This window comes from Archangium violaceum, assembly GCF_016859125.1.
GTDB lineage: Bacteria > Myxococcota > Myxococcia > Myxococcales > Myxococcaceae > Archangium > Archangium violaceum_A.
The window spans coordinates 12,193,972-12,216,843 of the sequence record NZ_CP069338.1 but is presented as its reverse complement, the minus strand read 5'-3'; the positions used below and the strand labels follow the sequence as shown (position 1 = coordinate 12,216,843).

The window sequence follows — 22,872 nt, the reverse complement described above, 5'->3', positions numbered from 1 at the left end:
CCCGCGGGCTCCGCTCCCTCGTCGGCTCAACCGCGGGCGGCGCGCGCCAGCTGAACCTTCGTGGCCTTGGGGGCCTCGTCCTCGCCCTTCATCCAGCTCTTCATCGCCGGGACGACCTTCTTGCTCCAGTTGCGGCTCGCGCGCACCTCGAGGAAGGCCTGCACCAGGGTGTCCACCATCGCGGAGAGCTGCTCGGTGAGGTAGAGCCGCTCCTGCAGCCGGTCATCCTCCTCCTCGGTCATCAGCTCCGGCAGCTTCGCCGCGCGGATGTCGAGGAACTCGGCGTCCAGCGTCACCTCGTAGGCCTTCTCGCCGTGGGTGAAGCGCAGCCGCGCCTGGTGGATGAGCAGGCCGCGGTCCAGCGAGTGCTTCACCTGCTCCGAGTAGGGCGCGAGCGCTCCCCGGGCGGACATCTCGGTGACGTCGCCGTTGATGCCGCGCAGGGTGCACCGGCCGGTGTAGAGGACGATCAGCCCGGTGCCCTCGAAGTCCACCAGCGCGTCGCCCGACTCCGAGCGCCACAGCAGCCACGTGAGGAACTCGCGGCCCAGGTAGGCCCGCCCGCGCAGCAGTTGCTCGCGCGCTTTGTCGCGTTCGACTTCGGCCTCGTCTCGCGTCTCCTCCTCGGTGGCGGCACCGTCCACACCGGTGTCGCCCCGCATGAAGGCCGCTTCGATCCGGGCCTGCTCACGCTTCCCCATGGGTCACCTCGCTGCTGGGAATCTCGCTGTTGGAAATCTCCACGCCGATGAGCTCGGGCGTGGGAATGAGGGCGTCGTCGGCGATGCCGGCGAGCGCCGCCAGGGACGCGGGCACCAGCGGCTGGAGCTTCACCTCGAAGGCCGTCTCGATGGCCAGGAGGATCTCATCCACCGCCTTGCGCGAGGCGGCCCAGATCTGCACCTGGCTCGTCTTCAGGTTCCAGCTCACGTCGTGCACCTTGGTGCTCGGCACGGCGCGCTGGCGCAGCATGTGGCGCAGGGAGGCGCGGTTCTCGGCCTTCTCGCCCCGGGTGGGCTGGCGGCCGTTCTGCTTCTCGAAGGCCTTGGCCCACTTCTCCAGCTCGGCCTTCAACACGGCCGCGGGCAGCTTGACGGTGTCGATACGGAAGCCGAACAGCGCGTACTCGCCATAGAGGACGCTGCCGGTGGAGAAGTCCACGGAGTCATGGTTCTCCAGCTCCACGAAGCCCGCCGCCCGCTCGTCCTCGGTCTTCTTGAGATCGATGGGCTCGAAGGCTCCGGACTTCAGGCCCTTGGCGAGCCAGCGTTTCGTATCGGAAGGGGCGTTTCCGGCCGGTTCGGCCCGGAAGCGCGAGAAGGTCACTGCACCGCTCAGGACTGGCATGAAGCCCGGCAAATTGGACAAGCCGGGGCCCGCCGTCAAGGCACTGGTGGTGCGCCTGGAAGTCTGGAGTCTCTGCTGGTAGATGGCGGGATCCACCCACGCAGGAGCCCGTCCCCATGCCCCAGATGCTCGACAGCCTGCCGGTCCTCTACAGGGGCCTTCTTCCTGATTTCTTCCAGAAGGAGATTCCCGTCGAGACGAAGGCCACGTGCGCCTCGTGCGCCATGTGTCCGTCCTCGGCCTCGGAGACGGTCGAATCCGTGGACGGGGTGAGCCGTCTGTTCCGGCCGGACACCAAGTGCTGCACGTACTACCCCAAGCTGCCGAACTACCTGGTGGGCGCGCTCCTGTCCGACACGCGTGACGAGCTGGACGAGGGGCGCCGGCGGGTGGGGGAGAAGATCTCCAGCCGCGTGGGCGTGACACCGCAGTGGGTGCGGCCGTCGGCCCGGTACAACCTGCTCTACCGCAACTCGCGCCAGTTCTTCGGCAAGGCCGCCTCCATGCGCTGCCCGTACTACGAGCTGGATCACGGCGGCTGCACCATCTGGCCCTACCGCGAGGCCGTGTGCTCCACGTTCTTCTGCAAGTACGTGGCGGGGGCGGATGGGCGGAAGCTCTGGATGACGTTCAAGACGTACCTGGCGCTCGCGGAGATCCAGCTCTCGCGTTACGCGGTGCTCCAGCTCATGCCCGAGTACATCCTGGCCGGCCGGGACAAGCCGGACCCCTCGGAGACGCCGACCGTCGAGGATCTGGACGACAAGCCCCTGCCCCAGAAGGAGTACGCCGCGCTGTGGCGTCAGTGGGCGGGCCGTGAGCGCGATTTCTACCGGGGCTGCTACGAGGCCGTCCGGGCGCTGTCTCCGGAGCAGGTCGAGAAGATCCTCGGCCTGGATGGGGTCATCGAGCTGAAGGTGCTGGAGAAGAGCCTCCGGGACGCGGTCGCGCCCGAGCTGCCGAAGGTGCTCAAGCTCAACCCCGAGGCCACCGTGAAGTGGCTCGCGGATGGGAGCGTCGCACTGGGGGCCTACAGCGAGTACGACGCCGTCGCGCTGCCCGGGGTGGCCTACTCGCTCCTCGTGGAATTCACCGGCCGCGAGCCGGTCGCGGCGGTGCGCGAGCGCCTGCGCAAGGAGAAGCAGGCGGACCTGCACGAGGACATCCTGCTGGAGCTCTACAGGCACCGTATCCTGATGGAGGCCTGAGCCTTCGTCACGGGGCTCCCGGAGGGGCGGGCCGGGTGACCTGACGCAGGATCTCCAGGGGTCCCAGCTCCTGGAGCTTCTGGAGCTGCTCGGGCGTCTTGACGAGCAGCGAGCCGGCGAACCCCATGGCGTTGACGTTGATGCCGTGGGTCTCCGCGCACGCGCGGGGCACGAGCAGCATCCAGTCCCGCGTGGCGAGCAGGTTGTACGGCGGCAGGGGCTCTCCCATCCCGAGCGCCGCCATCAGGGACTGGTAGGCCTCCAGCATGCGCGCCCCGTCCTTCTGGGGCGAATTCTCCCAGGCTCCGAGCCCGGTCACCGCGTGGAGGAAGCCCAGGGTGGGCAGCGTGGTGGTGGGGCCTCGCGCGGGTGGGGGGGACAGCAGCTTCTCCACGGGAGCGCGGAGCCCCTCGGGGCCGAGCGGCGGGATGAGCTGCAGGTGCTTGTGCCGCTGGCTGGCTCCGGCCATCTCGCCGGAGTTGTAGAAGGCCAGCCCATCCAGGCCGCTCATGCAGAGCGCGAGCGCCTCGAAGTCCGCGGCCGTGAGCAGGGACTCCTGCTCCTCGAAGACGCGCGTCACGAGCAGCAGGTGGTGCTCGACGACGTTGAACTTGTTGAGCAGGCACACGTGCGTGGGCGAGGGCTCCCCGACCACCATGTCCGGCTCCGGGTTCTCGAAGGGATTGAACGGCGCCGCGCGGGGCCTCTCGCGTTTGGTCCGCTCATCCTTGAGGTGTGCCCGGCCGAGCAGTCGCACCTGGAAGGGGATGCCCTGGTGCTCCAGGGTCCGGCAATCGGTGGCGATCGGCTGCAGGGCTCCGGAGGCCAGCGCGTTCCGGGTCGTGCTGACGATGCGAGGCCACAGGTCCTCGGGTCGCAGCAGGGGCCGATGGGAGGCGGGGGTCGTGCTCATCACGGCGCAGATTACCGCAGCGCAATCGTTCCGAGGACCGCTCGTATAGGTGCTCGACATGCGACACTCCGCGTCCCTCACCGTCCTGCTGGCCCTGCTGGGAACCTCGCCCGCCGCCCTCGCCGGGGCTCCGGCCGCCACGCCCGGTCCGCTCAAGAAGATCTCCGTCGTCGAGTCCACCAACCTCAAATTGGACGACCGTTACCGCACCCTGAAGCTGCCCGAGAGCCTCGATACTCCCGAGCTCCAGCAGCTGCGGGAGTATGTCCTGAAGCAGGTGGACCTCTCGCGCGGCTCGGACCCGGAGATCATCCTCGCGGCGCTCGAGTGGGTGAGCATCCAGTGGGACCATGACGGGATGAACGAGCCCCCCGAGGGGACGTCGTCGTACCAGATCCTCCAGAACGTGAAGCAGGGGCAGCGCTACCGGTGCGTGGAGTACGGCACGGTGGTGTCGGATCTGTTGCTGTCGCTGGGCTACCCGTCGCGCCCTCTCGGCATCAAGACCGCGGATGCCGCCTACGGGGGCTTCGGGCAGGGCCACGTGGTGTCCGAGGTCTGGTCCAACACGCAGGACAAGTGGATCTTCATCGACCCGCAGTTCAGCGTGTACGCGACCCATCAGGGGCGCTACCTGAACTTCTACGAGATGTACCAGCTCAAGCGCGAGGGCCGGTTCGGTGAGATCCGCTTCGTCCCGTCCGCGCGCTACCTGGAGCGCCACAAGAAGGGGCCGAAGGATCTGGCGGAGCTCGACAAGCAGTACCGGGGCTTCATCAGCCGGTACTTCGGCTACATGAACATCCCCTACGTGCGGGACGGGAAGAAGGCCACGCTGACGCTGCCGTTGGAGGGGAAGGGCCAGTTCGCGACCTTCCAGGGGTTCCACAACGACGACCTGCTCTTCACCGACGACCCGCGGGACTTCTACTTCCCGCTCAACCACACCCAGGTGCTGTTCGCGTACAAGGACGCGCGCCAGCCCATCGAGCTCATCAAGGAGCACGGCATCACCACCGAGGAGGAGTTCCTGCGCAAGCGGCCGTTGTTCGCCGCCCGGCCGGACTACACGCTCACGCTCCAGCACGGCATGCCCTGGTTCGACCATTACGAGCTGCGCGTCGACGGCAAGGAGTGGAAGCGGCTGCCGGGAGACACGGTGTCCGTGAAGCTCCACGATGGGCTCAACACGCTCGAGGCCCGGGCCGTGAGTCAGGCGGGGGTCGCCGGTCCCATCAACCGGATGAAGATCCGGTACGCGGCGGACCCCTGATCGGCGCTGCCGCGGGCCTCAGCCCTTCAGCAGCCGCTCCACGAGCGCCACGTACTGCTGCATGGCCGCTTCACGGCCCAGGCCCTTGCGGCTGGCCCAGGCGTCGTACTTGGCGCGTCCCTTGAGATCGAGCATTCCCGGGCGCTTGCCCTGGACGTCGCCCTCGGTGGCCTGCTTGAAGAGCGAATACAGCTCCAGCAGCGTGTCGTTGGAGGGGCGGGTGGTGAGCGTCTTCACCCGCTCCTGCGCGGAGCGGAAGTCATCCTCGAGTGCCATGGGGTGTCTCCTCTATTATCGGGTCAGTTCTTCCAGCCAGCGGGCGAAGGGCTCCGAGGCCACGATGGGGGTCAGGCGATCGCGCAGCGCTTCCTGGCCCATCTTCTGGAAGGTGTCGAGCAGGCCGAGCGTTCCGAGCACCTCGCGCACCGGGCGCTTGCCGTCGCGCTCCATCGCCCGGGTGAGCCAGCCCTCCAGCTCCGCGGTGGCATTGCTCGAGGCGAGCCACTGGGAGAGGGACTTGCGGACCACCACCGCGCCACCGGGGACATCCGCGCGGGACAGCTCGCGCCCGAGCCGCTCCAGGGGGAGGCCCAGCACGCCCTCCAGGAGGGCCACGCGCATCTCCGCCTGCTCCGAGGCCCGGCTCGGATCCGTGAGCGCGTCGGCGAGCTGTTGGAAGATGCCGGACAACGCCGATTCGGTGAAGTCGCGGGCGCGCTTCTCCACCTGGCGCTCGATCTCATCGGAGAGCGCGCTGGCGATGCCGCCCAGTGTTCCGCCGGAGCTCCTGGCCTGCTCGGTCGCGAACCGCGCCAGGCCGGAGAATCCCTTGGCGATGCGGTTCTCCGTCACGGGGGCGCTCACCTTGCGGCTGAACTCGATGAGCACGTTGAGCAGCAGCCCGCGCGCCAGCGCGCGGACGGGGGGCCGATCCAGTACCGAGAGCACCAGCGTCCGGTCCGGCGAGTAGCGGCGGGCGGCCAGCTCCGCCAGTCCCTTGGAGAGCTCCGGCGGCAGGGCCTCGCGCACGGTGCGTTTGTCCTGGGTGAGCTGCTCGTGGAGGTGGTCGATGGCGGAGGCGAGCTCGCGATCGGCGGTGTCGGAGCCGAGCCAGCCCTCGAGGGCCGCCTTCAACGCGCGCGCCAGGAGGGGCGGCGGAAAGAGCGTTTCGAGGGGCTGGGAGAGCTCGTGTTCCACGACGAGCGCGGCGAGGCGATCCAACGGACCCTGGGGAGAGGTGTCCTGGAGTCGGGCGAGGAGTTCCTGGGCATTCATGGCTGCACCACGGCGGGAGTCGTCATGTTGACGGGGCGGGCAGTATGGCGCGACCTGCGGCGCCCGCGTGTCCGAAAGAGCGGTGGGTCCGGGGTTCAGTGCGGCGCGCCGGTGAGCGGCGGAGGAGGCGGGCCGGCGGGGGGTTTCCCCTGGCCGAGGCGTGAATGCTTGTGGCCATAACCGAAGTAGATGGCGAGCCCGAGCCCCATCCAGATCATGAGCCGCAACCACGTCGCCGGCCCCAGGCCGATCATGAGGGTCCCGCAGACGAGGATGCCGAGGAGCGGCACCAGGGGGACGAGGGGGGTGCGGAAGGGACGGGGTATCTCCGGCCGCCGGTAGCGCAGCAGGAGGATGCCCCCGCAGACGACGATGAAGGCGAACAGGGTGCCGATGGAGACCAGCTCTCCCAGCAGGCCGATGGGGAACAGTCCCGCCACCACCATGGACACCACGCCGGTGATGAGGGTGGCGACGTAGGGGGTGCGGAAGCGCGGGTGCACCCGGCCGAAGAAGTGGGGGAGGAGGCCGTCGCGCGCCATCGCGAAGAAGATGCGCGGCTGCGCCATCAGCATGACGAGCACCACCGAGGCCAGGCCGGCGATGGCTCCCAGGCTGACGATGGGCCCCAGCCAGGACAGCGCCGGCCCCGCGCGGGAGATGGCCACGTAGACGGGCTCGGGGACGTTGAGCTCGCTGTAGTGCGCCAGGCCCGTCATCACCAGCGCCATGGACATGTACAGCACGGTGCAGATGGCGAGCGAGCCCAGGATGCCCACGGGCAGATCCTTCTGCGGGTTGCGTGTCTCCTGCGCGGCGGTGGAGACGGCGTCGAAGCCGATGTAGGCGAAGAAGATGACGCCCGCTCCCGAGAGGATGCCGCTCCAGCCGTAATGACCGAAGGTGCCCGTGTTCTCCGGGATGAAGGGCTTCCAGTTGTCGGGCTGCACGTAGGCCACGCCGAAGCCGATGACGAGCAGGACGACGCCCACCTTCAAGAAGACGATGATGTTGTTGATGCGCGCCGACTCGTTGATGCCGACGATGAGCAGCCCGGTCATGAGCGCCACCAGCAGCACGGCCGGCAGGTTGATGAGGGCTCCGGTGGCGTGGGGGATGTGCGAGCCCGGCCGCACGTCGAAGGGCGCGCTCGTCAGCTCCATGGGGAGCTGCCAGTGCAGGTAGTCGCGCACGAAGGCGGTGAAGTAGCCGGACCAGCCCACCGCCACCGTGGAGGAGGCGAAGAGGTACTCGAGGATGAGATCCCACCCGATGATCCACGCGACCAGCTCGCCGAGGGTGGCGTAGCCGTAGGTGTAGGCGCTGCCGGCCACGGGGATCATCGCCGCGAACTCGGCGTAGCACAGCCCCGCGAAGAGGCAGCCCACCCCCGCCAGGACGAAGGACAGGATGATGGCGGGCCCCGCGTGTTGGGCCGCCGCCGTGCCCGTCACCACGAAGATGCCCGCGCCAATGATGGCTCCAACGCCCAGCAACATCAGGTGGAAACCCGTGAGCGTGCGGTGCAGCTCGTGCGTCGCTCCTTCCTCGTCCTGCAGCTGGGCAATGCTCTTCTTCGACCAGATACTCATAGGGGCGGCAGTCAACGATGCTCCAACCGCTCGGGAAAGGAGAACCGCGCTGTCGCCCCACCGAATGTCGCCCGGCGAGCGGATGCCTTCGATTCAACTCCTGGTGCGGGGAGGTTCCACAATTCGGGGCGGGCCCCCTTCTCATGTGATACAGGGGGGCGCAGTGCTCCGGTTCTGGCTCTTCCTCAGCATCCTGCTGTTCGCCCCGGTAGGGGGTGCCCTGCTGCCGCCCATTGGCTCGGGTGAGGTGTGCGTGCAGCGCTGCCAGGATGATGACGAGCAAGGGCGATGTGCCCCGGACTGCGTCGATTGCACCTGCTGCTCCCACGTGCGCCTGGTCGTCGTGGCACCCACGGTCTCGACCATTCCGATGGCGCCGTGGTCTCCACTCACCGTCGAACACGACGAGGACGAGCCGTCATCCGTCAATGTGGGTGACATCCAGCACGTCCCAATAGCACCCCTCGCGTAAGGCCCTGTTCGTCCATCTGTCTCGAGCGTCATCAGGAGAGGTGCATCCCGGTCGTCCCGGGTGGCGTCGCTCTCGGGATGCTCGCGTACCTTCGCGAGGTTTCTCATGTTCCCCCGTCTGGCGACGGTGGCCCTCGGGCTCGTCGCCGTATTGCTCTGGCCGCGCCCGGGTGCGGCCGAATCATCCGAGCTCACCCTGGAGGAGGCCCTGGCCCTGGCCCGCCAGCGTGCTCCCGCTTTGTTGGAGGCCGCGGGCCGCGTGGCCGAAGCGCGAGGCCCCGTCGCTGGTGCCTCCCCCTTGCTGCACGGCAATCCCACGCTGGAGGTCGAAGCGGGCCCACGCACCCAGGCCACGGGGGCGCGGACGGCCGACATCGCCGTGGGCCTCTCTCAACCCTTCGAGCTGGGAGGCAAGCGGGGCGGGCGCCTCGAGGTGGCCCGCGCCGGACTCGCCAGGGAGACGGCCCAACAGCGGGACACGGAGCGACGGGTGCTCGGGGAGGTGGCGGACACCTTCCTGCGAGCGCTGCACGCCCGGGAGCGGCTGCGCCTGGCTCGAGCGGCGGAAGAGGCCGCCCGGGACGTCGCCCATGCCACTCAGCGGCGATTCGAGGCCGGGGACGTGCCCGTGGTGGACGTCAACCTGGCGCGCGTGGCCCTGGTGCGTGCCCGCGCGGACGTGCTGGGGGCGGAGGGAGGGGTCGCGGCGCTCCTGGGCGAGCTGTACGTGTTGCTCGGCCTGCCCACGGATGCGGAGCTCGGGATTCGCGGTGACCTGCGCGAGCTGGCCGCCCAACCCGTCGAGGCTCCGTCTTCCCAGACGGAGCGTCCGGACATCACCGCCCTGGTGGCGGAGCTGGAGGAGGCCAGGGCGGAGCGGAGCCAGGGAGCGCGCGCCGCCTGGCCTGACCTCAACGTGGGGGTCCGCTATGAGAGCGAGGGAAATGAGCGCGTGCTCCTCGGTGCCCTGGGCGTGACCCTGCCTCTCTTCGCCCGGGGCCAGTCCGCTCGGGTGAGCGGCGAGGCTCGTGTCCAGCGTCTCCAGGTGGCCCTGGAGGCCGCCCGCCGGGCGCAGACCGTCCAGGTGCGGGCCGCCACCGCTCAGTACCTCAAGGAACGCGAGGCGGTGGAGTTGCTGGCGCGCGAGGTCCTTCCGTTGCTCGCGGACAACGAGCAGCTGGCCCGCAGGTCCTACGAGGCCGGGGAGATGGCGCTGGCCGAGTTCCTCCTCGTGCGCCGTGAAGTCCTCGAGGCCCGCGCCGAGTATCTCGATCGTCTCCTGCGTGCCGCCCTCTCCCGTGTCCACCTCGCCGTCCAGGCCGGAGCCCTTCGATGAAATCCATCCACGTCCTCCTGCTCTGTCTGCTCGGGGTGTGCGCCTGCAAGCGCGAGACGTCTCCGCACGACGAGGCCCGGACCCACGAGAAGGAAGCCGGGGCTCACGCCCATGAAGAGGGTGAAGACGAGCGCATCATCCACATCGGCCCGGAGATGCTGAGGGATTTGCGCGTCACCACGGCTCCGGTGCAGGAGCGCCCCGGAGGCGAAGGGGTGACCGCGTTGGGCGAGCTGGGGGTGAACGAGAACGCCTATGCCGAGGTGGCTTCACCCATCCCCGCCCGGGTGATCGCCTTGCTGGCCTCGCCGGGCCAGCAGGTGAAGAAGGGCCAGCCGCTCGTGGAGCTCCAGAGCCCCGAGCTGGGGAAGGCTCGCGCTGCCTTCCAGTCCTCCCAGGCCCGGGCCACTGCCGCCCGGCAGGCCGCCGAGCGCAAGCGCTCCCTGGGGGCCGAGCGCATCGTGGCCGAGAAGGAGGTGCAGGCCGCCGAAGCCGAAGCGGCCGTCGCCGAGGCGGAACTGGTGGCGGCACGGTCGGAGTTGCTGGCGCTCGGCGTGGATGCCCAGGAGGCGGCGAGTGGCCGGGGCTTCGCGGGCTTCACCCTGCGCTCCCCGTTGGAGGGCACGGTCATCGAGCGCAGCGCCGTGGTGGGGCAGGTGGCGGACCCGTCCCGAGCCCTCTTCCACATCGGAGACCTGTCGCGCCTGTGGCTCACGGTCCATGCCTTCGAGCGGGACGCGGTGCGCATCCAGCGGGAAGCCCCGGCGCGTGTCACCTTCGCCGCCCTTCCGGGCAGGGACTTCGCCGCGAAGGTGGGTTTCATCGGCCAGCGGGTGGATCCCGCCTCGCGCACCATCCCCGTGCGGCTGGAGCTGGACAACCCGGAGGGGGTGCTGAGGCCGGGCATGTCCGCCTCGGCCTTCATCCCGCTGGGGATGCAGGGCGCCACCGTCACCACCGTGCCGGCGGCGGCGCTCCAGCGGTTGGAGGACGGCTGGTTCGCCTTCCTTCCCAAGGATGGGGGGACCTTCGAACGGCGAGCGGTGGGGCGTGGCCGCACCCTCGGGGGAGACGTGGAGGTGCTCTCGGGCCTGAAGTCCGGTGAGCAGGTGGTGGTGGACGGGGCCTTCCTCCTCAAGGCCGAGGTGGAGAAGTCACGGGGCGTGGGTGATGAGCATGGGCACTGAAAGGAGCCGCTCGTGATTTCGCGAATCCTCGAGGCGTCCTTCTCGCGTCCTGGCCTCACCCTGGTGCTGGCCCTGGCGCTCTCGGCTTTCGGCGTGGTGGCCTTCAAGGGCCTGCGCCGCGACGTCTTCCCGGACCTGTCCGCCCCCATCTTCAACGTCATCGTCCAGAACCCGGCCATGGGCGCGGAGGAGTTGGAGACGGCCGTGGCCATTCCCATGGAGGTGGCGCTCGCGGGCCTGCCGGAGGTGCGCCGCATCCGTTCCACCTCGCAGCTCGGCGTCACGCAGGTGACGGTGGAGTTCGAGCCGGACGCGGACTACTTCCGAAGCCGTCAGTTCGTCGCGGAGCGCGTGGCGGCGGCCTCCGGCGAGCTTCCACCCGGCACGGAGACACCGCTCGTCTCCAGCCTCACCGGCCGGCTCAACGAGGTGTTCGAGTTCACCCTGGAAGCGGACCCGGGAGCAGCGGACCTGATGGCCCTGCGCGACCTGGCCGAATTCGAGGTGAAGAACCGGTTGCTCGCGGTGCCCGGGGTGGCGGGCGTGGAGCGGCTGGGCGGCTACCTGCGCCAGTTCCAGGTGCAGATCGACACGGACCAGATGGTGGCCCGAGGCATCACCCTGAACGAGGTGGAGCACGCCCTGGAGGGTGCCAACCTCAACGCCTCGGGGGGCTTCGTGGTGCAGGGGCCCCTGGAGTGGACGGTGCGAGCGGTCGGGAGGGCCCAGTCGCTGGAGGACCTGCGCGGCACGGTGGTGGCCCTGCGAGGCGGGAGGCCCGTGCTGCTCGGGGACGTGGCCGACGTGCGAGAGGCTCCCGCCATCCGCCGGGGCATGGCCCACCGGCTCGAGGGCGAGGTGGTGAGCTGCCGTATCAGCAAGCAGTTCGGCGCGGACACCATGCAGGTGGCGGAGGGCGTGCGCCGGGCCATCGACGAAGTGCAGGCGAGTCTCCCGCCGGGTGTCCACCTGCGCGTCGTGTATGACCAGTCCGAGCTGGTGTCCTCCTCGCTGGGAGGCGTCAGCCGGGCCATCCTCATCGGCGCCTTCCTGGTGGTGCTCGTCCTCTTCGGCCTCCTGGGAGACATCCGCGCCGCGGCCATCGTCACCCTGACCTTGCCGCTGTCCCTGGCGCTCGCGGGCCTGCTGCTGAAGGCCGCCGGCATTGGCATCAACACCATGACGCTCGGTGGGCTGGCCATCGCGGTGGGGTTGCTGGTGGACGCCGCCATCATCGTCACCGAGAACATCGTCCACCGGCTCCGGGCCGGAGGCGACGAGGCCTCCCGGAAGGCCCAGGCGCTGAACGCGGCGCGGGAAGTGGGGCGGCCCATCACCTTCGCCACCCTCATCGTCGTCTCCGTCTTCATCCCCCTCTTCGCCATGACGGGCATCGAGGGGCGCATGTACCAGCCGCTCGCCGCGGCGGTGGTGGCGTGCCTCGCCGCCTCGCTGCTCCTGGCCCTCACGCTGGTGCCAGTGGCCTCGGCCCTCTTTCTCCGGCCTCGGGAGCGGGAGCAGCCGGAAGACGTGTGGCTCATCCGGAAGGTGAAGGAGCTGTATGCCCCGCTGCTCGACGCCTGCCTGCGGAGGGCGGGACTCGTGCGCGTGGTGGCGCTCGCCATCACCGTTCCTGCCCTGGGGCTCGCCTTCGCCGTGGGCAGCGACTTCATGCCCAAGCTGGACGAGGGGGCGCTCCTCCTGCAGACCCTGTTGCCGCCCGAGGCCTCGCTCGAGGAGGTGGATCGGCTCAACCACCGCATGGAGGACGTGCTGCGCAAGTTCCCTGAGGTGGAGGACGTGGTCCGCCGCACGGGGCGCGCCGAGCGCACCGAGGACCCGATGCCCCACACCGTCTCCGACGTGCTGGTGGTGTTGAAGAAGGACAGGTCCCGAGGCCTGGAAGCCCTGGAGGAGGACATGCGCGAGGCGGTGGCGAAGGTGCCCGGCCTGTCCGTGCTCTTCACCACGCCGCTGGGCATGCGGATCGACGAGGGGCTGGGGGGAAGTCCCGCCGACGTGTCGGTGCGCATCTTCGGCCCGGATCTGGAGCAGCTCGCGCAGCTCGGGGAGCGGGCCCGAGACGTCATGGCTCGGGTGAGGGGAGTGGAGGATCTGCGCGTGGAGAAGCTCAGCGGGCTGCCCCAACTGCGCATCGACGTGAACCGCGCCGCCGTGGCCCGGGTGGGGCTCACCCCCGGTGACGTCATCCGGGCGGTGCGCGTGGGTCTCGTGGGAGAGGAGTCATCCCAGGTGTGGCAGGGCCAGCGCCGGTTCGACCTCGTGTTGCGCCTGGCGGACCACCACCGGGGGGACGTCAACGCCATCCGCGACCTGCTGGTGGATGGGCATGACGGCTCCCGGATTCCCCTCAGTCAGCTCGCAACCATCGAGGAGACGACCGGGGCGGGAAGCGTGCGCCGGGAAGCGGGGAGCCGCCGCATCGCCATCGAGGCGAGCGTGGCGGGGCGCGACCTGGGAAGCACGGCGGCGGAGGTGCGAGAGCGGCTGGCGGCCGAGCTGAAGCTGCCCACGGGCTACTTCCTCGACGTCGGGGGCCGGGTGGAGACCCAGGAGCGGGCCGCGCAGTCGCTGATCCTCGCCATCGCGGTGGCGCTGCTCGCCGTTTTCCTCCTGTTGTACCTGGCGCTGGGCTCGTTGGCCGAGACGCTCGTCATCCTCGCCACCCTGCCGGATGCCTTCGTGGGAGGAATCCTCGCGCTGTTGCTGGCCGGGGAGACGTGGAACGTGTCCAGCCTCGTGGGCCTCATCGGCCTGTTCGGCATCGCGGTGCAGAATGGCCTGGTGCTGGTGGCGCAGACGAAGGGACTCATGGCGGAAGGCAAGCCCTTCCCGGAGGCCGTGCGCGAGGCAAGTATTGGCCGGGTACGGCCCAAGCTGATGACGGCGGGGACGGCCATTCTCGGCCTCCTGCCCCTGCTGGTGCTTCCGCTGCACGGCACGGAGATCGAGCGTCCCCTGGCCGTGGTGATGGTGGGCGGCCTGCTCACCTCGACACTCTTCACGCTGCTGGCCCTGCCTACCTTCTACGCGCTCGTGCATGGCGTGCGGGATCGAATGGGCCAGCGCCTCGCGGCCCGGAGGTGAACGGCGGCGGGTTCGATTCCCGCCGCCTCCACTTTGTGCGCCCGGCATGGGCATCGATATGGAGGTGGAAGTCCTCCCGGAAGCAGGTCACCGCGAACGAAGGGAACCGCAGAGCGCCGGACCGCGAGGCCGACGTGAAGGAAGCGGGGAACGAAACCGCGGGGCGACGAACAGGAACCGGCTGCGAGGCGGCACCGAGCGGGGCGAGCGGGCAAAGATTCGCGAAGCCCCGGTGACCAAGGCGAGGTGACGTAGAGCCGGCGCTCGTGCGGTGAAGGTCGATGTTCTTACCCGGGGAGAGCTCGCCTCGTGCCTGAAAGGGCGACGCCGAGAGGCGGAGCGAGCAGTCAGCAGAGGCCGTAGTAGCGGCGAGCGGACCGGCAGGGATGGCGTGGAAGCCTCACCGGAGCCGGGGAGAGGACGAGCCGCGAAGGGCCGAACGATAGGAAGGGAGTCACGAACGTGAGTCTCGAAGGTGCCAGGCGCCAGAAGTCTCTGCAGGGGGAGCTCCCGCTGGGGCATAGGGGTGAAGCCCCGAAGGACCAGCGCAGCGGCGAAGCACTGAGGGCGGCAACCGAAACCGGACACCCAGGAGACGACCGCCTGATGGAGCGGGTGGTCGAGCGCGGCAACGTCAAGGCGGCGTTGAAGCGAGTGAAGCAGAACAAGGGCAGCCCCGGCATCGATGGAATGCGTGTGGAAGAGCTGGGCCCGTGGCTGATGGACAACTGGGAGAGCGTCCGGGCGGAGTTGCTGGACGGCAGCTACCAGCCCCAACCAGTGCGGGAGCAGGAGATACCCAAGAGTGGCGGAGGAGTCCGGAAGCTGGGGATTCCGACGGTACTCGACCGGCTCATCCAGCAGAGCATCCTGCAAGTGCTGCAACCGATGTTCGACCCCACCTTCTCGGAGCACAGCTACGGTTTCCGGCCCGGACGCAGCGCACACGACGCGGTGTGCGAGGCCCAGCGCTACATACAGGAGGGTCGGAGCTGGGTGGTGGACGTGGACCTGGAGAAATTCTTCGACCGCGTCAACCACGACGTGCTGATGGGAAGGCTGGAGAAGAGAATCGGGGACAAGCGGGTGCTGAGGCTGATTCGCCGCTACCTGGAGGCCGGAATCATGGCCAACGGGGTGGTGATGGAGCGGTACGAGGGGACGCCGCAAGGGGGCCCTCTCTCGCCGCTGCTGGCCAACGTGCTCCTCGACGAAGTGGATGAGGAGCTGGAGAAGCGCGGGCTGTGCTTCGTGCGCTACGCCGACGACTGCAACGTGTACGTGAAGTCGTGGCGTGCGGCGGAGGATGCCATGCGGACGCTCAGGCGGCTGTACGCGGGACTCCGGCTACGAGACGAAGAGCGCGGTGGCGCGCCCGTGGGAGCGGCGGTTCCTGGGCTACAGTTTCTGGGTAGCCAAGGGGCGGCAGGTGAAACGACGCGTGTCACCCAAGGCCCTGGACGCTGGCGGGGGCGGCGCTGGTGGACTCGGCGGGGGAACAGGTGGAGCTTGCCCGTTGGCCACTGGCGCCCATCCCGGCGAATGGTGCCGGTGCCGTCGTGGTAGGCATCAAGGGGGAGCGCGCGCAGCTCGGCTGCCCCTGCACCCTCAAGCTGTGGGAAGCACAGGGGCCCCGTACTGTCACCCTCGGGAGCGTCACCTTCCCGGTGAGCCAGCAGTCGGGGCCCTGAGCACGGCCAGCGCGAGCCGTGCCGAGCCTCAAGGGGTAAGCGCGCCCGCCAATCTCCGGGAAGCGCTCGTAGGCCCGTTTAAGCGCGTCCAGGTGGGCCGGGTTGTCCAGGTCGAGCGGCGTGCCCGTGAGCCCGAGGCGCACGACCTCCGTTCTACAACGGCATGCGGTCCTTCGCTCCTCCGAGCAACTCGAACGCGGCGTCCCACGTCTGGGAATCGGATTCAGCGCGTGGCGGCAGACGGTAGTGGGCGGGTCGACCGTCCTCGTCCGGGGCCTTCGGATCGGCGCCCGCGTCGAGAAGCAGCTTGATCATCGGAAGGTCCAGCCGGCGTGCCGCGTGCCCGAGCGCGGTGTATCCGGTCAGCCCTCCCCAGTCGTTGATCGTCCGAGTCGCCCCCGCGCCCAGGAGGAGCGAGGCCATGTCCAGATTGCCAACCTCCGCAGACGTCCGCAGCGGCGTGATGCCGTCGCGGCTGCACACGTTGGGATCGGCCCCCGCCTTCACGAGCGCTTCGACTGCCGCCAATTCGTCTTCGCAGGCCGCTACCAACAAGGGGGTCCTGTCCCGCTCGACATCCCACGCGTTGACGTCCGCGCCGTGCTCAAGGAGCGCCAGGAGCACGTCGAGTTCGCCCCCATCGGAGAGTTCGTAAATGGCCACTTGCAGCGGACGCAACCCCGGCGGCTCCGGCTGCGGCTCGTTCGGATCGGCCCCCGCAGCCAGCAGCGCCTTGACCCGGGACGTATCGTGCTGCTCGATCGCTGTGAAGAGTTCTTTCGACATGACTCACAATTCCGACATTGGATGACCCGGGGCGCAATTCTTCGCTTCAAGAGCCTTGATATCCGCAAGGCCATCTTCGAGTTGGATCATCGCTGTGTTGTGGCCCGGATCGGGCTTGCCTCCAAAGCATTTTTTCTGAATCTCCCACCGCTTCTCCAAAACTTTCTTCACGGCGTCAAGACGCAGCCGGATCCTGGAGCACGGCACCTTGTCCAGCTTCTTTTTGTTCTTCGTGTTGGGCACCTTCGGATTGTAGCGAGGGATTTCGTTGGTGAGCTGATCCTTCTCCGCTTCAAGCTTGTCGAGCAGGCTGTTCTTGCAGGTCTGGTTCGGGTAACGCGGAATCCGGTCATACTCCTCCACACTGGTGTAGGGCTTGCCCGTCGCCGGATTGGTCTCAGTCCGCCAAGAGGTGGGAACCTTGACCGCCGCAACCGGATCCAAATCAAAGTCCGGCACGACCTCCTCTGCATCCTGACGCTCAAATTCCTCCATGAGCCGCCGCGACTCCTCCGCCACCTCCCGCAGACGGGCCTCGTACTCCCCTTGAGCGTCGACCCACTCCGGGCGACGGTCGATGTCTGGCCCGGCGGTGCTGGAGGGGTAGAGCAGGACGAGGCCCACGAGCAACGGGCCCACCCGGGGGAGGAATTCAGCCAACGTCCTGGCGCGTCCCGCCTGCGCGACGCCCTCCGCCCCCCTCACCACCTTGGCGGCGTGCCCGCTCGCTTTCGCGGCGCGCGAGAAGCGCTCGAAGGCCCGTTCCGCTGCGGTGAGCTTGCGGTTCAACTGTTCCCATTGACGCGGCTCGATGTCTTGGCGTGCCCGAGATAGCAGTGCCCTGGCCTTGTCCAGGTCCGGCTTTCCAATCCACGACCGTTCCGGTGTCGGTTCCATCGGCGCGGAAACGAGCCGGATGCGCGGGCCCGAGGTGGGAGTCGACGCGAAGGCATGGGGCCGTGGCATCGACTGCGGGGCGGGCGCGCTAGCGCAGGCTGAGGCCAAGAGCAGAAGTACAAGGCAGGCTCGGAAACGCATGGGAGAGTCCTCCATTCTAAGCCAGTTGGAGTAAGTCCTGTCAGGGGGGGAGCATCGCCGCTTGTCCACGTGGGTGGGAAGGAGCGGCGATGTGGGCCCTGAGCGACAGAAACTGACCCTGACGCCCTCCGAGCGCAAACGCCTCCAGCGTGCACTGCATCAGCAGGAGCACGCGGGGGTGGCATTGCGAGCAGCCATCGTGCTGTGGAGTGCGCAGGGCCAGAGCGCCACCAGCATCGCGCGTACCCTGGGAATCACCCCGCGCACCGTGCACCGTTGTCGGCAACGCTGGCGGAACATGGGGATGGAGGGGCTGGCCGACTCGCCCCGTCCTGGCCGTCCTCCTCGCGTCAGCCCCGAATATCTCGAGCTTCTGCTGCGCACGGTGGAAACAGACCCCAGGCAGTTGGGCTTCGTCTTCTCCCGCTGGACATGTGCGCGCCTGGCCTCCTACTTGGAGCAACGCACCCAGGTGGCCATCAGTCCCTGGTGGGTCAACGAGTTGTTGCACTGCCACGGTTTCGCCTGGCGCCGCACCAAGCTCACCACCCAGCATCTGGCGGACGAGGGGGAAAAAAGGGATCTTCTGTAGCTGAGATGGGCGCTCGTCGGTGGACGGAGGGTCTCCGGTGAGAGACAGGAGAGGGGCAGTGCGGAGAGGTGGCTGTCACTCTCGCAAGAGCCCTGGTCGCGGAGTTGCAGTGCGTGCCGCCGCTGCGAGTGCTGGCGGGAAGGCGGGGAGTGGCGGGGCCGAGTGTGGGGGAGGTGATGGGGCGCGTGCTGCGCATCCAGGGGATGAGCGTGCGCGGGGTGCAGATGGGGCCCGGGGGACTGGTGGTGGTGCAGGTGCGCCCCCGCCAGCGCAAGCCGCGCTGTGGAGTGTGCGGCCGGCCCGCCCCAGGCTACGACACGAAACCTGGGCGACTGTGGCGGCACCTGGCGCTGGGAGAAACCATCTTCTGGCTGCGGTACGCCCCGCGCCGGGTGCGCTGCCGGGAGCATGGAGTGAGGGTGGAGCGGGTGGCGTGGGCGGCGCACGGCTCGAGCTTCACGCACGCCTTCGAGGAGCTGGTGGCCTGGCAGGCGCAACGTCTGGACAAGTCGTCCATCTGCCGGTTGCTGGGCATCAACTGGCGCACGGTGGGCACCATCATCGAGCGACTGGTGGAGGAGCGCCTGTCGCCTGGGCGCCTGGCGGGGCTGCAAGTCATTGGGGTGGACGAGCTGGGCTGGCGCGCCGGGCACCAGTACGTGAGTCTGGTGGTGGACCACCTGCGCTCGCGAGTCGTCTGGGTGGCGGAGGGGAAGAACGAAGAGACGCTCAACGGCTTCTTCGACGAGCTGGGAGAGGAGAGGACGAAGGAGTTGACGCATGCGACGATGGACCTGTCGGCGGCCTTCAGCAAGGCGGTGGGCAACCGGGCTCCACACGTGCGCAAGGTGTTCGACCGCTTCCACGTGCAGAAGCTGGCGAACGAAGCGCTGGACACGGTGCGCCGGCAGCAGGTGCGGGAGCAGGCGGGGAGCCAGGAGGGCAAGGCGCTCAAGCACAGCCGCTGGGCGCTGCTGAAGAATCCGTGGAACCTGACGGTGCGCCAGGGAGAGAAGCTCAGCGAGTTGAAGAAGACGAACCAGACGCTCTACCGGGCCTATCTGCTCAAGGAGAGCCTGGCACGGGGCATGGACTACGTGCAGCCCAAGCGGGCCTCGGAGCACCTGGACAAGTGGTGTCAGTGGGCCAGCCACTCCAGGCTCGCCCCCTTCGCGAAGCTGGCGAAGACAGTCCAGCGGCACAAGGACGGCATTCTCGCCTATGTCGAGACGGGGCTGAGCAACGGAGTGGTGGAGGGAATCAACAACAAGATTCGAGCCCTCATCCGTCGCGCCTATGGCTTCCGCAATCCCAAGGCATTCAGGGCGATGATACTGCTGTGCTGCGGAGGCATGGAGTTCACTCCGCCCCTGCCAGTAGCGGCGTAGCCCCTCGCAGTAGAAGCAGGCAGCTGGGGACCGAGCTCCGGAGCGCCGACAGATTCGACTGCAACCCGGCCAGCAGGGCAGCGGAGCCAGGCGCCCTGTCATGCACAGCCGCGGCTTTCTGGCACCCCAGGTCGTGCCCCTGTCTCATTCATGCCTCGAACTCTCGCGGGGACTTGCGTCCCATGGCCATCGCGCGGCTCCGCACACCCTTGAACCCCAAGTCCTCCCCGTGCGCACGGCCTCGGTTCCTCGACCCTGCCCACTCGACGTACCGAAGACCCACGCGAAACCGGAAGCGGACACAGCCCCTATGCAGTGAGAGTACAGACAAAACCTAGCAGCTCGGCTCCCTCACAGCATCTACGGGCACACTCCCGATCATCGCTCTCCAATGCTGTTTCACCCAAGCCAGCCAGTCGGTCAGCCAAGCGGCCTGCCTCATCCACCGAGAGGCCACCATCCACCGAGAGCAAGTGAACCAGAGATTCCCGATTCGCGTTGGGTCTCAGGCCAGTGAAATAGAGCTTCGGTCCCTTCACGGCTGCATAGAGTCCGATACCTGCACCGAGTTCGCGCACCCGTTTCGCGACCATTTCATTGGAGACCTCGACCATCTCCACTGGCCGAGCAACAATAGAATCCACGATCCGCTTGGAAGCACCAAGCGATAGCTTGAGTTCACGACGAAGAAGATGAACGAGGTCCACCGAGCGCGGATCGTCCTTCCAGCCAGAGAATACGAGTTGAATGGGGCTCATTTCACACGGACTCGAATTGGGCGAGGCGTGTGACCGGGGCGCGCTCCGGTCGTTCGCGTCGCACCTTGAATGATGACTTCGCTTGCACCACGTGATCGCCCGAACTCACGGATAATCTCACCCATTTCCTTCAAACCGCTTGTTCCGGCGCCCTGACCTTGAATGTGGGCCTGCTCAAGCGTGATCGTCCCCTCATTGATTTCGATGTTGCCCATGATTCGATTTTCGCCATTCTCGCCTTCTGCAACGATCTCAATCACCCCCTCCTCTTCCGTGACCTCAGTAATCCTCGGTCCAATCTTCGCATCTTCCTGCTCCTTGGTGTTCTCATTGAACAGCGACGTGAACGATTCAGTTTCAGGCACGGGCCGCGTTTCAGGCACGGGCCTTACCTGGGGACGGCCCCTCTTCACCGCGTAGGTATCCAACGCCTCTTTGATGGCGAAGCCCACCACCACCACGCCCGCGACGATCACCGCCCCCACGATGATCTCCGGCGCCGCGAGGACGCAGACTCCGAGGCCCATGGCTGCGGCGCCCGTAGAGGCCACTGCGCATCGTCCCGTAGTGTCGCGAAACTCGATCCGGTCATGGTCGAGGGCATGAAAGCACCGCTCCGCCAGCACGGGCCAGAGATCGGAAGCTTCGCGGACGGCGCAACGCCCCCGTCCGTCCACGGCAGCGTCGCCGCTCGCTGGAAATTGGCGAGCCTCGGGTCCTGGGCCGCTGACCTTCCTGGGCTCGGCGCTGACGTAGCGCAGGCTGAGACAAAGAGCAGAAGTGCGATGCACGCTCGAAAACGCATGATTACGTCCTCCAATCGATTCAGGACCTGAAGGGTCCTGGCGGGTCGGATCGGAGTATGAAAGCCGCTCCGACAGCCGTGGACGCACGCAAGGGGATCGTTGTGCAGAGACAGGGCGACCGCTTGCCCGTAGCTGGAGGGGGGCCCGGTATCCATGCCGCTCCCGCCTCGACTGGTCCCTCCGGCATCGCCCCGGTTGAGCCCTCGCAGCCGGTGTAGAGCCGATGCCCCCTGCCGCAGCAGCCCCGGCACAGGAACCCGGCAGCGGGAGCGAGCTGCACGTTCAGGACGGCCCCAGCAGCGGCGAGCCACACTGCCCGGGAGGGCCCAACGACGGGAGGTGGGCAGCCCCCGCCATGTTGCACGTATGTCGCAGGAGCCTGCGGAATGACCGGGAACAGGACGGGACACCAGGGGACGCGGCGGGATGACGACTCCCAGGCGTTCCGGGCGGTTACGAGGTAAGGGCGCGATTCCGCTGGGAGCCTCGCACCGCCCGGCGCGGGTTCGATTCCCTCCGCCTCACGGATTCCCACGGCGAAGACACGGATGAGGCCAACGGCCGTCATCGGCTGGTCAGCCCCTCATGGTTCCCTCCCCAACATTCCACCGCACCGGGAGGAGCATGTTGGACATGCAAAACAGTGGAAGCAGGACAAGTAGCACCTTGGGGCTGGCGGGTTTTCTCCTGATGCTCGTGGCGGCTCTCGGCGCCCAGGCGGAGCCGCCCTCCTCCACGCTCCCTGGCCGTACGCCGGACTCGAAGGAGCCCTGGGCGCTTTTCTGGGCAGGGCCGCGCGTTACGCCATTGGCCAGGAGTACCGTGTGCGGCACCCTTCCAACCGCGTCTTCCTCAACACCGCCAGTCTCTCCAGAATCGTGAATGAGGGGAAGTTGGGGGACCCCAAGCGTCTTTCGGAGTTCGTGAGGCCCTTGCGCCCGGACATCACCGATACCCGCCTCCTCGTGCTGTTCGAGCTCAAGCCGGACAATGAGGAGTCGCGCGTGGACGGGAGAGAGCAGGTGTTACCGCGCAGCTTGGATGGAGGAGAGCGGCCCGAAATCGGACCGGCTGAATGATGGGAAGGGGGCTCGGGTCGTGAGGCGCCCCATCACCCAGCGTACATGTTCGGGGCGTCGTCAACCCGGCAACGTCAGCCGAGTCGACGACTTCCCTGACACAGGGGCATCGCCCGGCGTCGTGCGGAGGGGATGGCTTCGTCTCAGTAGGAGATGACCACCGTACCGCCGCAGCTGCTATCGGCGTAGCAGCCCGCGCGAATCACATATGCACCGGGAGTCCGCGCCACGAAGGAGAAGTTGGACCCGAATCCCTTGCACCCGTCGTCATTGGACGCCACCTCCTGGCCTGTCGGGTCCACCAGCCGCAGGTAGGTGTCTCCATTGGTCGAGGCCCCCGGCACACCGCAGGTACCGAAGGTGACGAGCTGGCCGGCCTGGAGCTCGATGGGCTGATCCACCGTGTTCTCCCGGGCGCTGCGCGTCCCCGTGGCGGTGAAGCTGAAGCTCTGGGTGGAGCCCTCGTTTGCCCGCTCGCAGATGAAGTACGCCTCGAGCCAGCACACCGCGTCGTTCCACGCACCGTCCCCCCAGTTGTCCACGGCGCAGGCCTCGACACCGTCGGCGTTGTTGGGCTCGCCAGGGCTCCAGTTGGTATAGGCCGCGGGCACGTCCTGCTCAGGCCACACCCAGAGGTCCTCATCCGTCTTGTGCAGGCCCACCCACCAGGGCTGGCCGCCGCGCAGGATCTCCTCTTTGTGCAGCCACTCCTCTTCGTCGGGGTCGTCGATGGTGACCAGATCGTACCCTCGGCTCCTGCAGCTCTGCCGGGCCTCGTGCCAGGACCGCGGCGAGAGCACGAACAGGTAATCGTGCCTGTCGCGGCTCACGGCCTGTGTCTCGGTGATGACGTCCTTGGGGCCCGTGGTCTCCTGGCCCTCGGCTGGCGCCTCCAGCCCCGCGCCACACCCGGCACCGGCCGCCACCACCGCGGCCAGCAGCCCCGCCCGCCAGGCCCGTTCCATCCTCCCCACCGCGCTCCTACGCCCCCTCGTGTGATTGTCATTCTTCATCTGGATACCCC

21 protein-coding genes and 1 pseudogene are annotated in these 22,872 nt (G+C 68.0%); 10 read left to right on the top strand and 12 right to left on the bottom strand.

Annotated elements, in window-relative coordinates:
• Positions 1 to 26: 26 nt before the first annotated feature.
• Together JQX13_RS51525 and rdgC are read right to left on the bottom strand one after the other, a co-directional pair.
• Entirely contained in the window at positions 27 to 701 is a 675-nt protein-coding gene (locus JQX13_RS51525) for a hypothetical protein (RefSeq protein ID WP_203406687.1), read from the bottom strand.
• Positions 688 to 1,347 (bottom strand): recombination-associated protein RdgC, encoded by a 660-nt coding sequence (rdgC, locus tag JQX13_RS51520; RefSeq protein ID WP_203406686.1) that lies wholly within the window; start codon positions 1,345 to 1,347, stop codon positions 688 to 690. Before rdgC ends, JQX13_RS51525 begins: the two co-directional genes overlap by 14 nt.
• 116 nt (positions 1,348 to 1,463) lie before the next feature.
• Between rdgC and JQX13_RS51515 the strand changes: the two genes are divergently transcribed.
• Positions 1,464 to 2,555: a hypothetical protein gene (locus JQX13_RS51515; protein WP_203406685.1), complete on the top strand. Its 1,092-nt coding sequence runs from the start codon at positions 1,464 to 1,466 to the stop codon at positions 2,553 to 2,555.
• A 7-nt stretch (positions 2,556 to 2,562) separates the two neighbouring features.
• On the opposite strand, the gene JQX13_RS51510 is transcribed toward JQX13_RS51515, so the two are convergent.
• Positions 2,563 to 3,468 (bottom strand): ATP adenylyltransferase family protein, encoded by a 906-nt coding sequence (locus JQX13_RS51510; RefSeq protein WP_203406684.1) that lies wholly within the window; start codon positions 3,466 to 3,468, stop codon positions 2,563 to 2,565.
• A 58-nt stretch (positions 3,469 to 3,526) separates the two neighbouring features.
• On the opposite strand from JQX13_RS51510, the gene JQX13_RS51505 reads away from it, so the two are divergent.
• On the top strand, positions 3,527 to 4,741 hold the full coding sequence (locus JQX13_RS51505) for a transglutaminase-like domain-containing protein (RefSeq protein ID WP_203406683.1): 1,215 nt from the start codon (positions 3,527 to 3,529) through the stop codon (positions 4,739 to 4,741).
• Between the two features lie 18 nt (positions 4,742 to 4,759).
• Here JQX13_RS51505 and JQX13_RS51500 read toward each other — a convergent pair whose 3' ends face one another.
• From JQX13_RS51500 to JQX13_RS51490, 3 genes are all read right to left on the bottom strand, one after another.
• Positions 4,760 to 5,017: an acyl-CoA-binding protein gene (locus tag JQX13_RS51500; RefSeq protein WP_203406682.1), complete on the bottom strand. Its 258-nt coding sequence runs from the start codon at positions 5,015 to 5,017 to the stop codon at positions 4,760 to 4,762.
• Positions 5,018 to 5,032: 15 nt separating this feature from the next.
• A complete protein-coding gene (locus JQX13_RS51495; protein WP_203406681.1) occupies positions 5,033 to 6,016 on the bottom strand; it encodes a hypothetical protein in 984 nt (327 codons plus the stop codon).
• A gap of 95 nt (positions 6,017 to 6,111) precedes the next feature.
• Positions 6,112 to 7,608 carry an amino acid permease gene (locus tag JQX13_RS51490; protein ID WP_203406680.1) on the bottom strand — a complete coding sequence of 499 codons (1,497 nt, stop codon included), beginning with the start codon at positions 7,606 to 7,608 and terminating at the stop codon, positions 6,112 to 6,114.
• A gap of 163 nt (positions 7,609 to 7,771) precedes the next feature.
• On the opposite strand from JQX13_RS51490, the gene JQX13_RS51485 reads away from it, so the two are divergent.
• From JQX13_RS51485 to ltrA, 5 genes are all read left to right on the top strand, one after another.
• A complete protein-coding gene (locus tag JQX13_RS51485; protein WP_203406679.1) occupies positions 7,772 to 8,080 on the top strand; it encodes a hypothetical protein in 309 nt (102 codons plus the stop codon).
• 105 nt (positions 8,081 to 8,185) lie between these two features.
• Positions 8,186 to 9,415, top strand: coding sequence for a TolC family protein (locus JQX13_RS51480; protein WP_203406678.1), 1,230 nt, complete (start codon positions 8,186 to 8,188; stop codon positions 9,413 to 9,415).
• Complete coding sequence (locus tag JQX13_RS51475) at positions 9,412 to 10,602, top strand: efflux RND transporter periplasmic adaptor subunit (protein WP_203406677.1); 1,191 nt, start codon at positions 9,412 to 9,414, stop codon at positions 10,600 to 10,602. The genes JQX13_RS51480 and JQX13_RS51475 overlap by 4 nt, the downstream gene beginning before the upstream one ends.
• 12 nt (positions 10,603 to 10,614) lie before the next feature.
• On the top strand, positions 10,615 to 13,710 hold the full coding sequence (locus JQX13_RS51470; protein WP_239014383.1) for an efflux RND transporter permease subunit: 3,096 nt from the start codon (positions 10,615 to 10,617) through the stop codon (positions 13,708 to 13,710).
• Positions 13,711 to 14,316: 606 nt separating this feature from the next.
• Positions 14,317 to 15,276: a group II intron reverse transcriptase/maturase gene (gene ltrA, locus JQX13_RS51465; protein ID WP_239014382.1), complete on the top strand. Its 960-nt coding sequence runs from the start codon at positions 14,317 to 14,319 to the stop codon at positions 15,274 to 15,276.
• Between the two features lie 223 nt (positions 15,277 to 15,499).
• Here the strand turns inward: ltrA and JQX13_RS55140 are convergent.
• The 3 genes and pseudogenes from JQX13_RS55140 to JQX13_RS51450 form a co-directional block, all read right to left on the bottom strand.
• A pseudogene (locus tag JQX13_RS55140) lies at positions 15,500 to 15,544 on the bottom strand (hypothetical protein); the annotation flags it as partial.
• 10 nt (positions 15,545 to 15,554) lie between these two features.
• A complete protein-coding gene (locus JQX13_RS51455) occupies positions 15,555 to 16,187 on the bottom strand; it encodes an ankyrin repeat domain-containing protein (RefSeq protein ID WP_203406675.1) in 633 nt (210 codons plus the stop codon).
• A gap of 3 nt (positions 16,188 to 16,190) precedes the next feature.
• Positions 16,191 to 16,976, bottom strand: a complete 786-nt coding sequence (locus JQX13_RS51450; RefSeq protein ID WP_203406674.1) for a hypothetical protein — start codon at positions 16,974 to 16,976, stop codon at positions 16,191 to 16,193.
• Positions 16,977 to 17,403: 427 nt separating this feature from the next.
• Here JQX13_RS51450 and JQX13_RS51445 point away from each other — a divergent pair, with 427 nt between their 5' ends.
• On the top strand, positions 17,404 to 17,817 hold the full coding sequence (locus JQX13_RS51445; protein WP_203406673.1) for an IS630 family transposase: 414 nt from the start codon (positions 17,404 to 17,406) through the stop codon (positions 17,815 to 17,817).
• 113 nt (positions 17,818 to 17,930) lie between these two features.
• On the top strand, positions 17,931 to 19,205 hold the full coding sequence (locus tag JQX13_RS51440; RefSeq protein WP_203406672.1) for an ISL3 family transposase: 1,275 nt from the start codon (positions 17,931 to 17,933) through the stop codon (positions 19,203 to 19,205).
• 308 nt (positions 19,206 to 19,513) lie between these two features.
• On the opposite strand, the gene JQX13_RS51435 is transcribed toward JQX13_RS51440, so the two are convergent.
• Both JQX13_RS51435 and JQX13_RS56725 read right to left on the bottom strand, forming a co-directional pair.
• Positions 19,514 to 19,963 carry a hypothetical protein gene (locus tag JQX13_RS51435; RefSeq protein WP_203406671.1) on the bottom strand — a complete coding sequence of 150 codons (450 nt, stop codon included), beginning with the start codon at positions 19,961 to 19,963 and terminating at the stop codon, positions 19,514 to 19,516.
• Positions 19,960 to 20,856, bottom strand: a complete 897-nt coding sequence (locus tag JQX13_RS56725; RefSeq protein ID WP_430384136.1) for a hypothetical protein — start codon at positions 20,854 to 20,856, stop codon at positions 19,960 to 19,962. Before JQX13_RS56725 ends, JQX13_RS51435 begins: the two co-directional genes overlap by 4 nt.
• Positions 20,857 to 21,593: 737 nt before the next feature.
• On the opposite strand from JQX13_RS56725, the gene JQX13_RS51425 reads away from it, so the two are divergent.
• Positions 21,594 to 21,848, top strand: a complete 255-nt coding sequence (locus tag JQX13_RS51425; protein ID WP_239014381.1) for a hypothetical protein — start codon at positions 21,594 to 21,596, stop codon at positions 21,846 to 21,848.
• A 143-nt stretch (positions 21,849 to 21,991) separates the two neighbouring features.
• Here JQX13_RS51425 and JQX13_RS51420 read toward each other — a convergent pair whose 3' ends face one another.
• Positions 21,992 to 22,813, bottom strand: a complete 822-nt coding sequence (locus JQX13_RS51420; RefSeq protein ID WP_203406670.1) for a C-type lectin domain-containing protein — start codon at positions 22,811 to 22,813, stop codon at positions 21,992 to 21,994.
• Positions 22,814 to 22,872 lie beyond the last annotated feature (59 nt).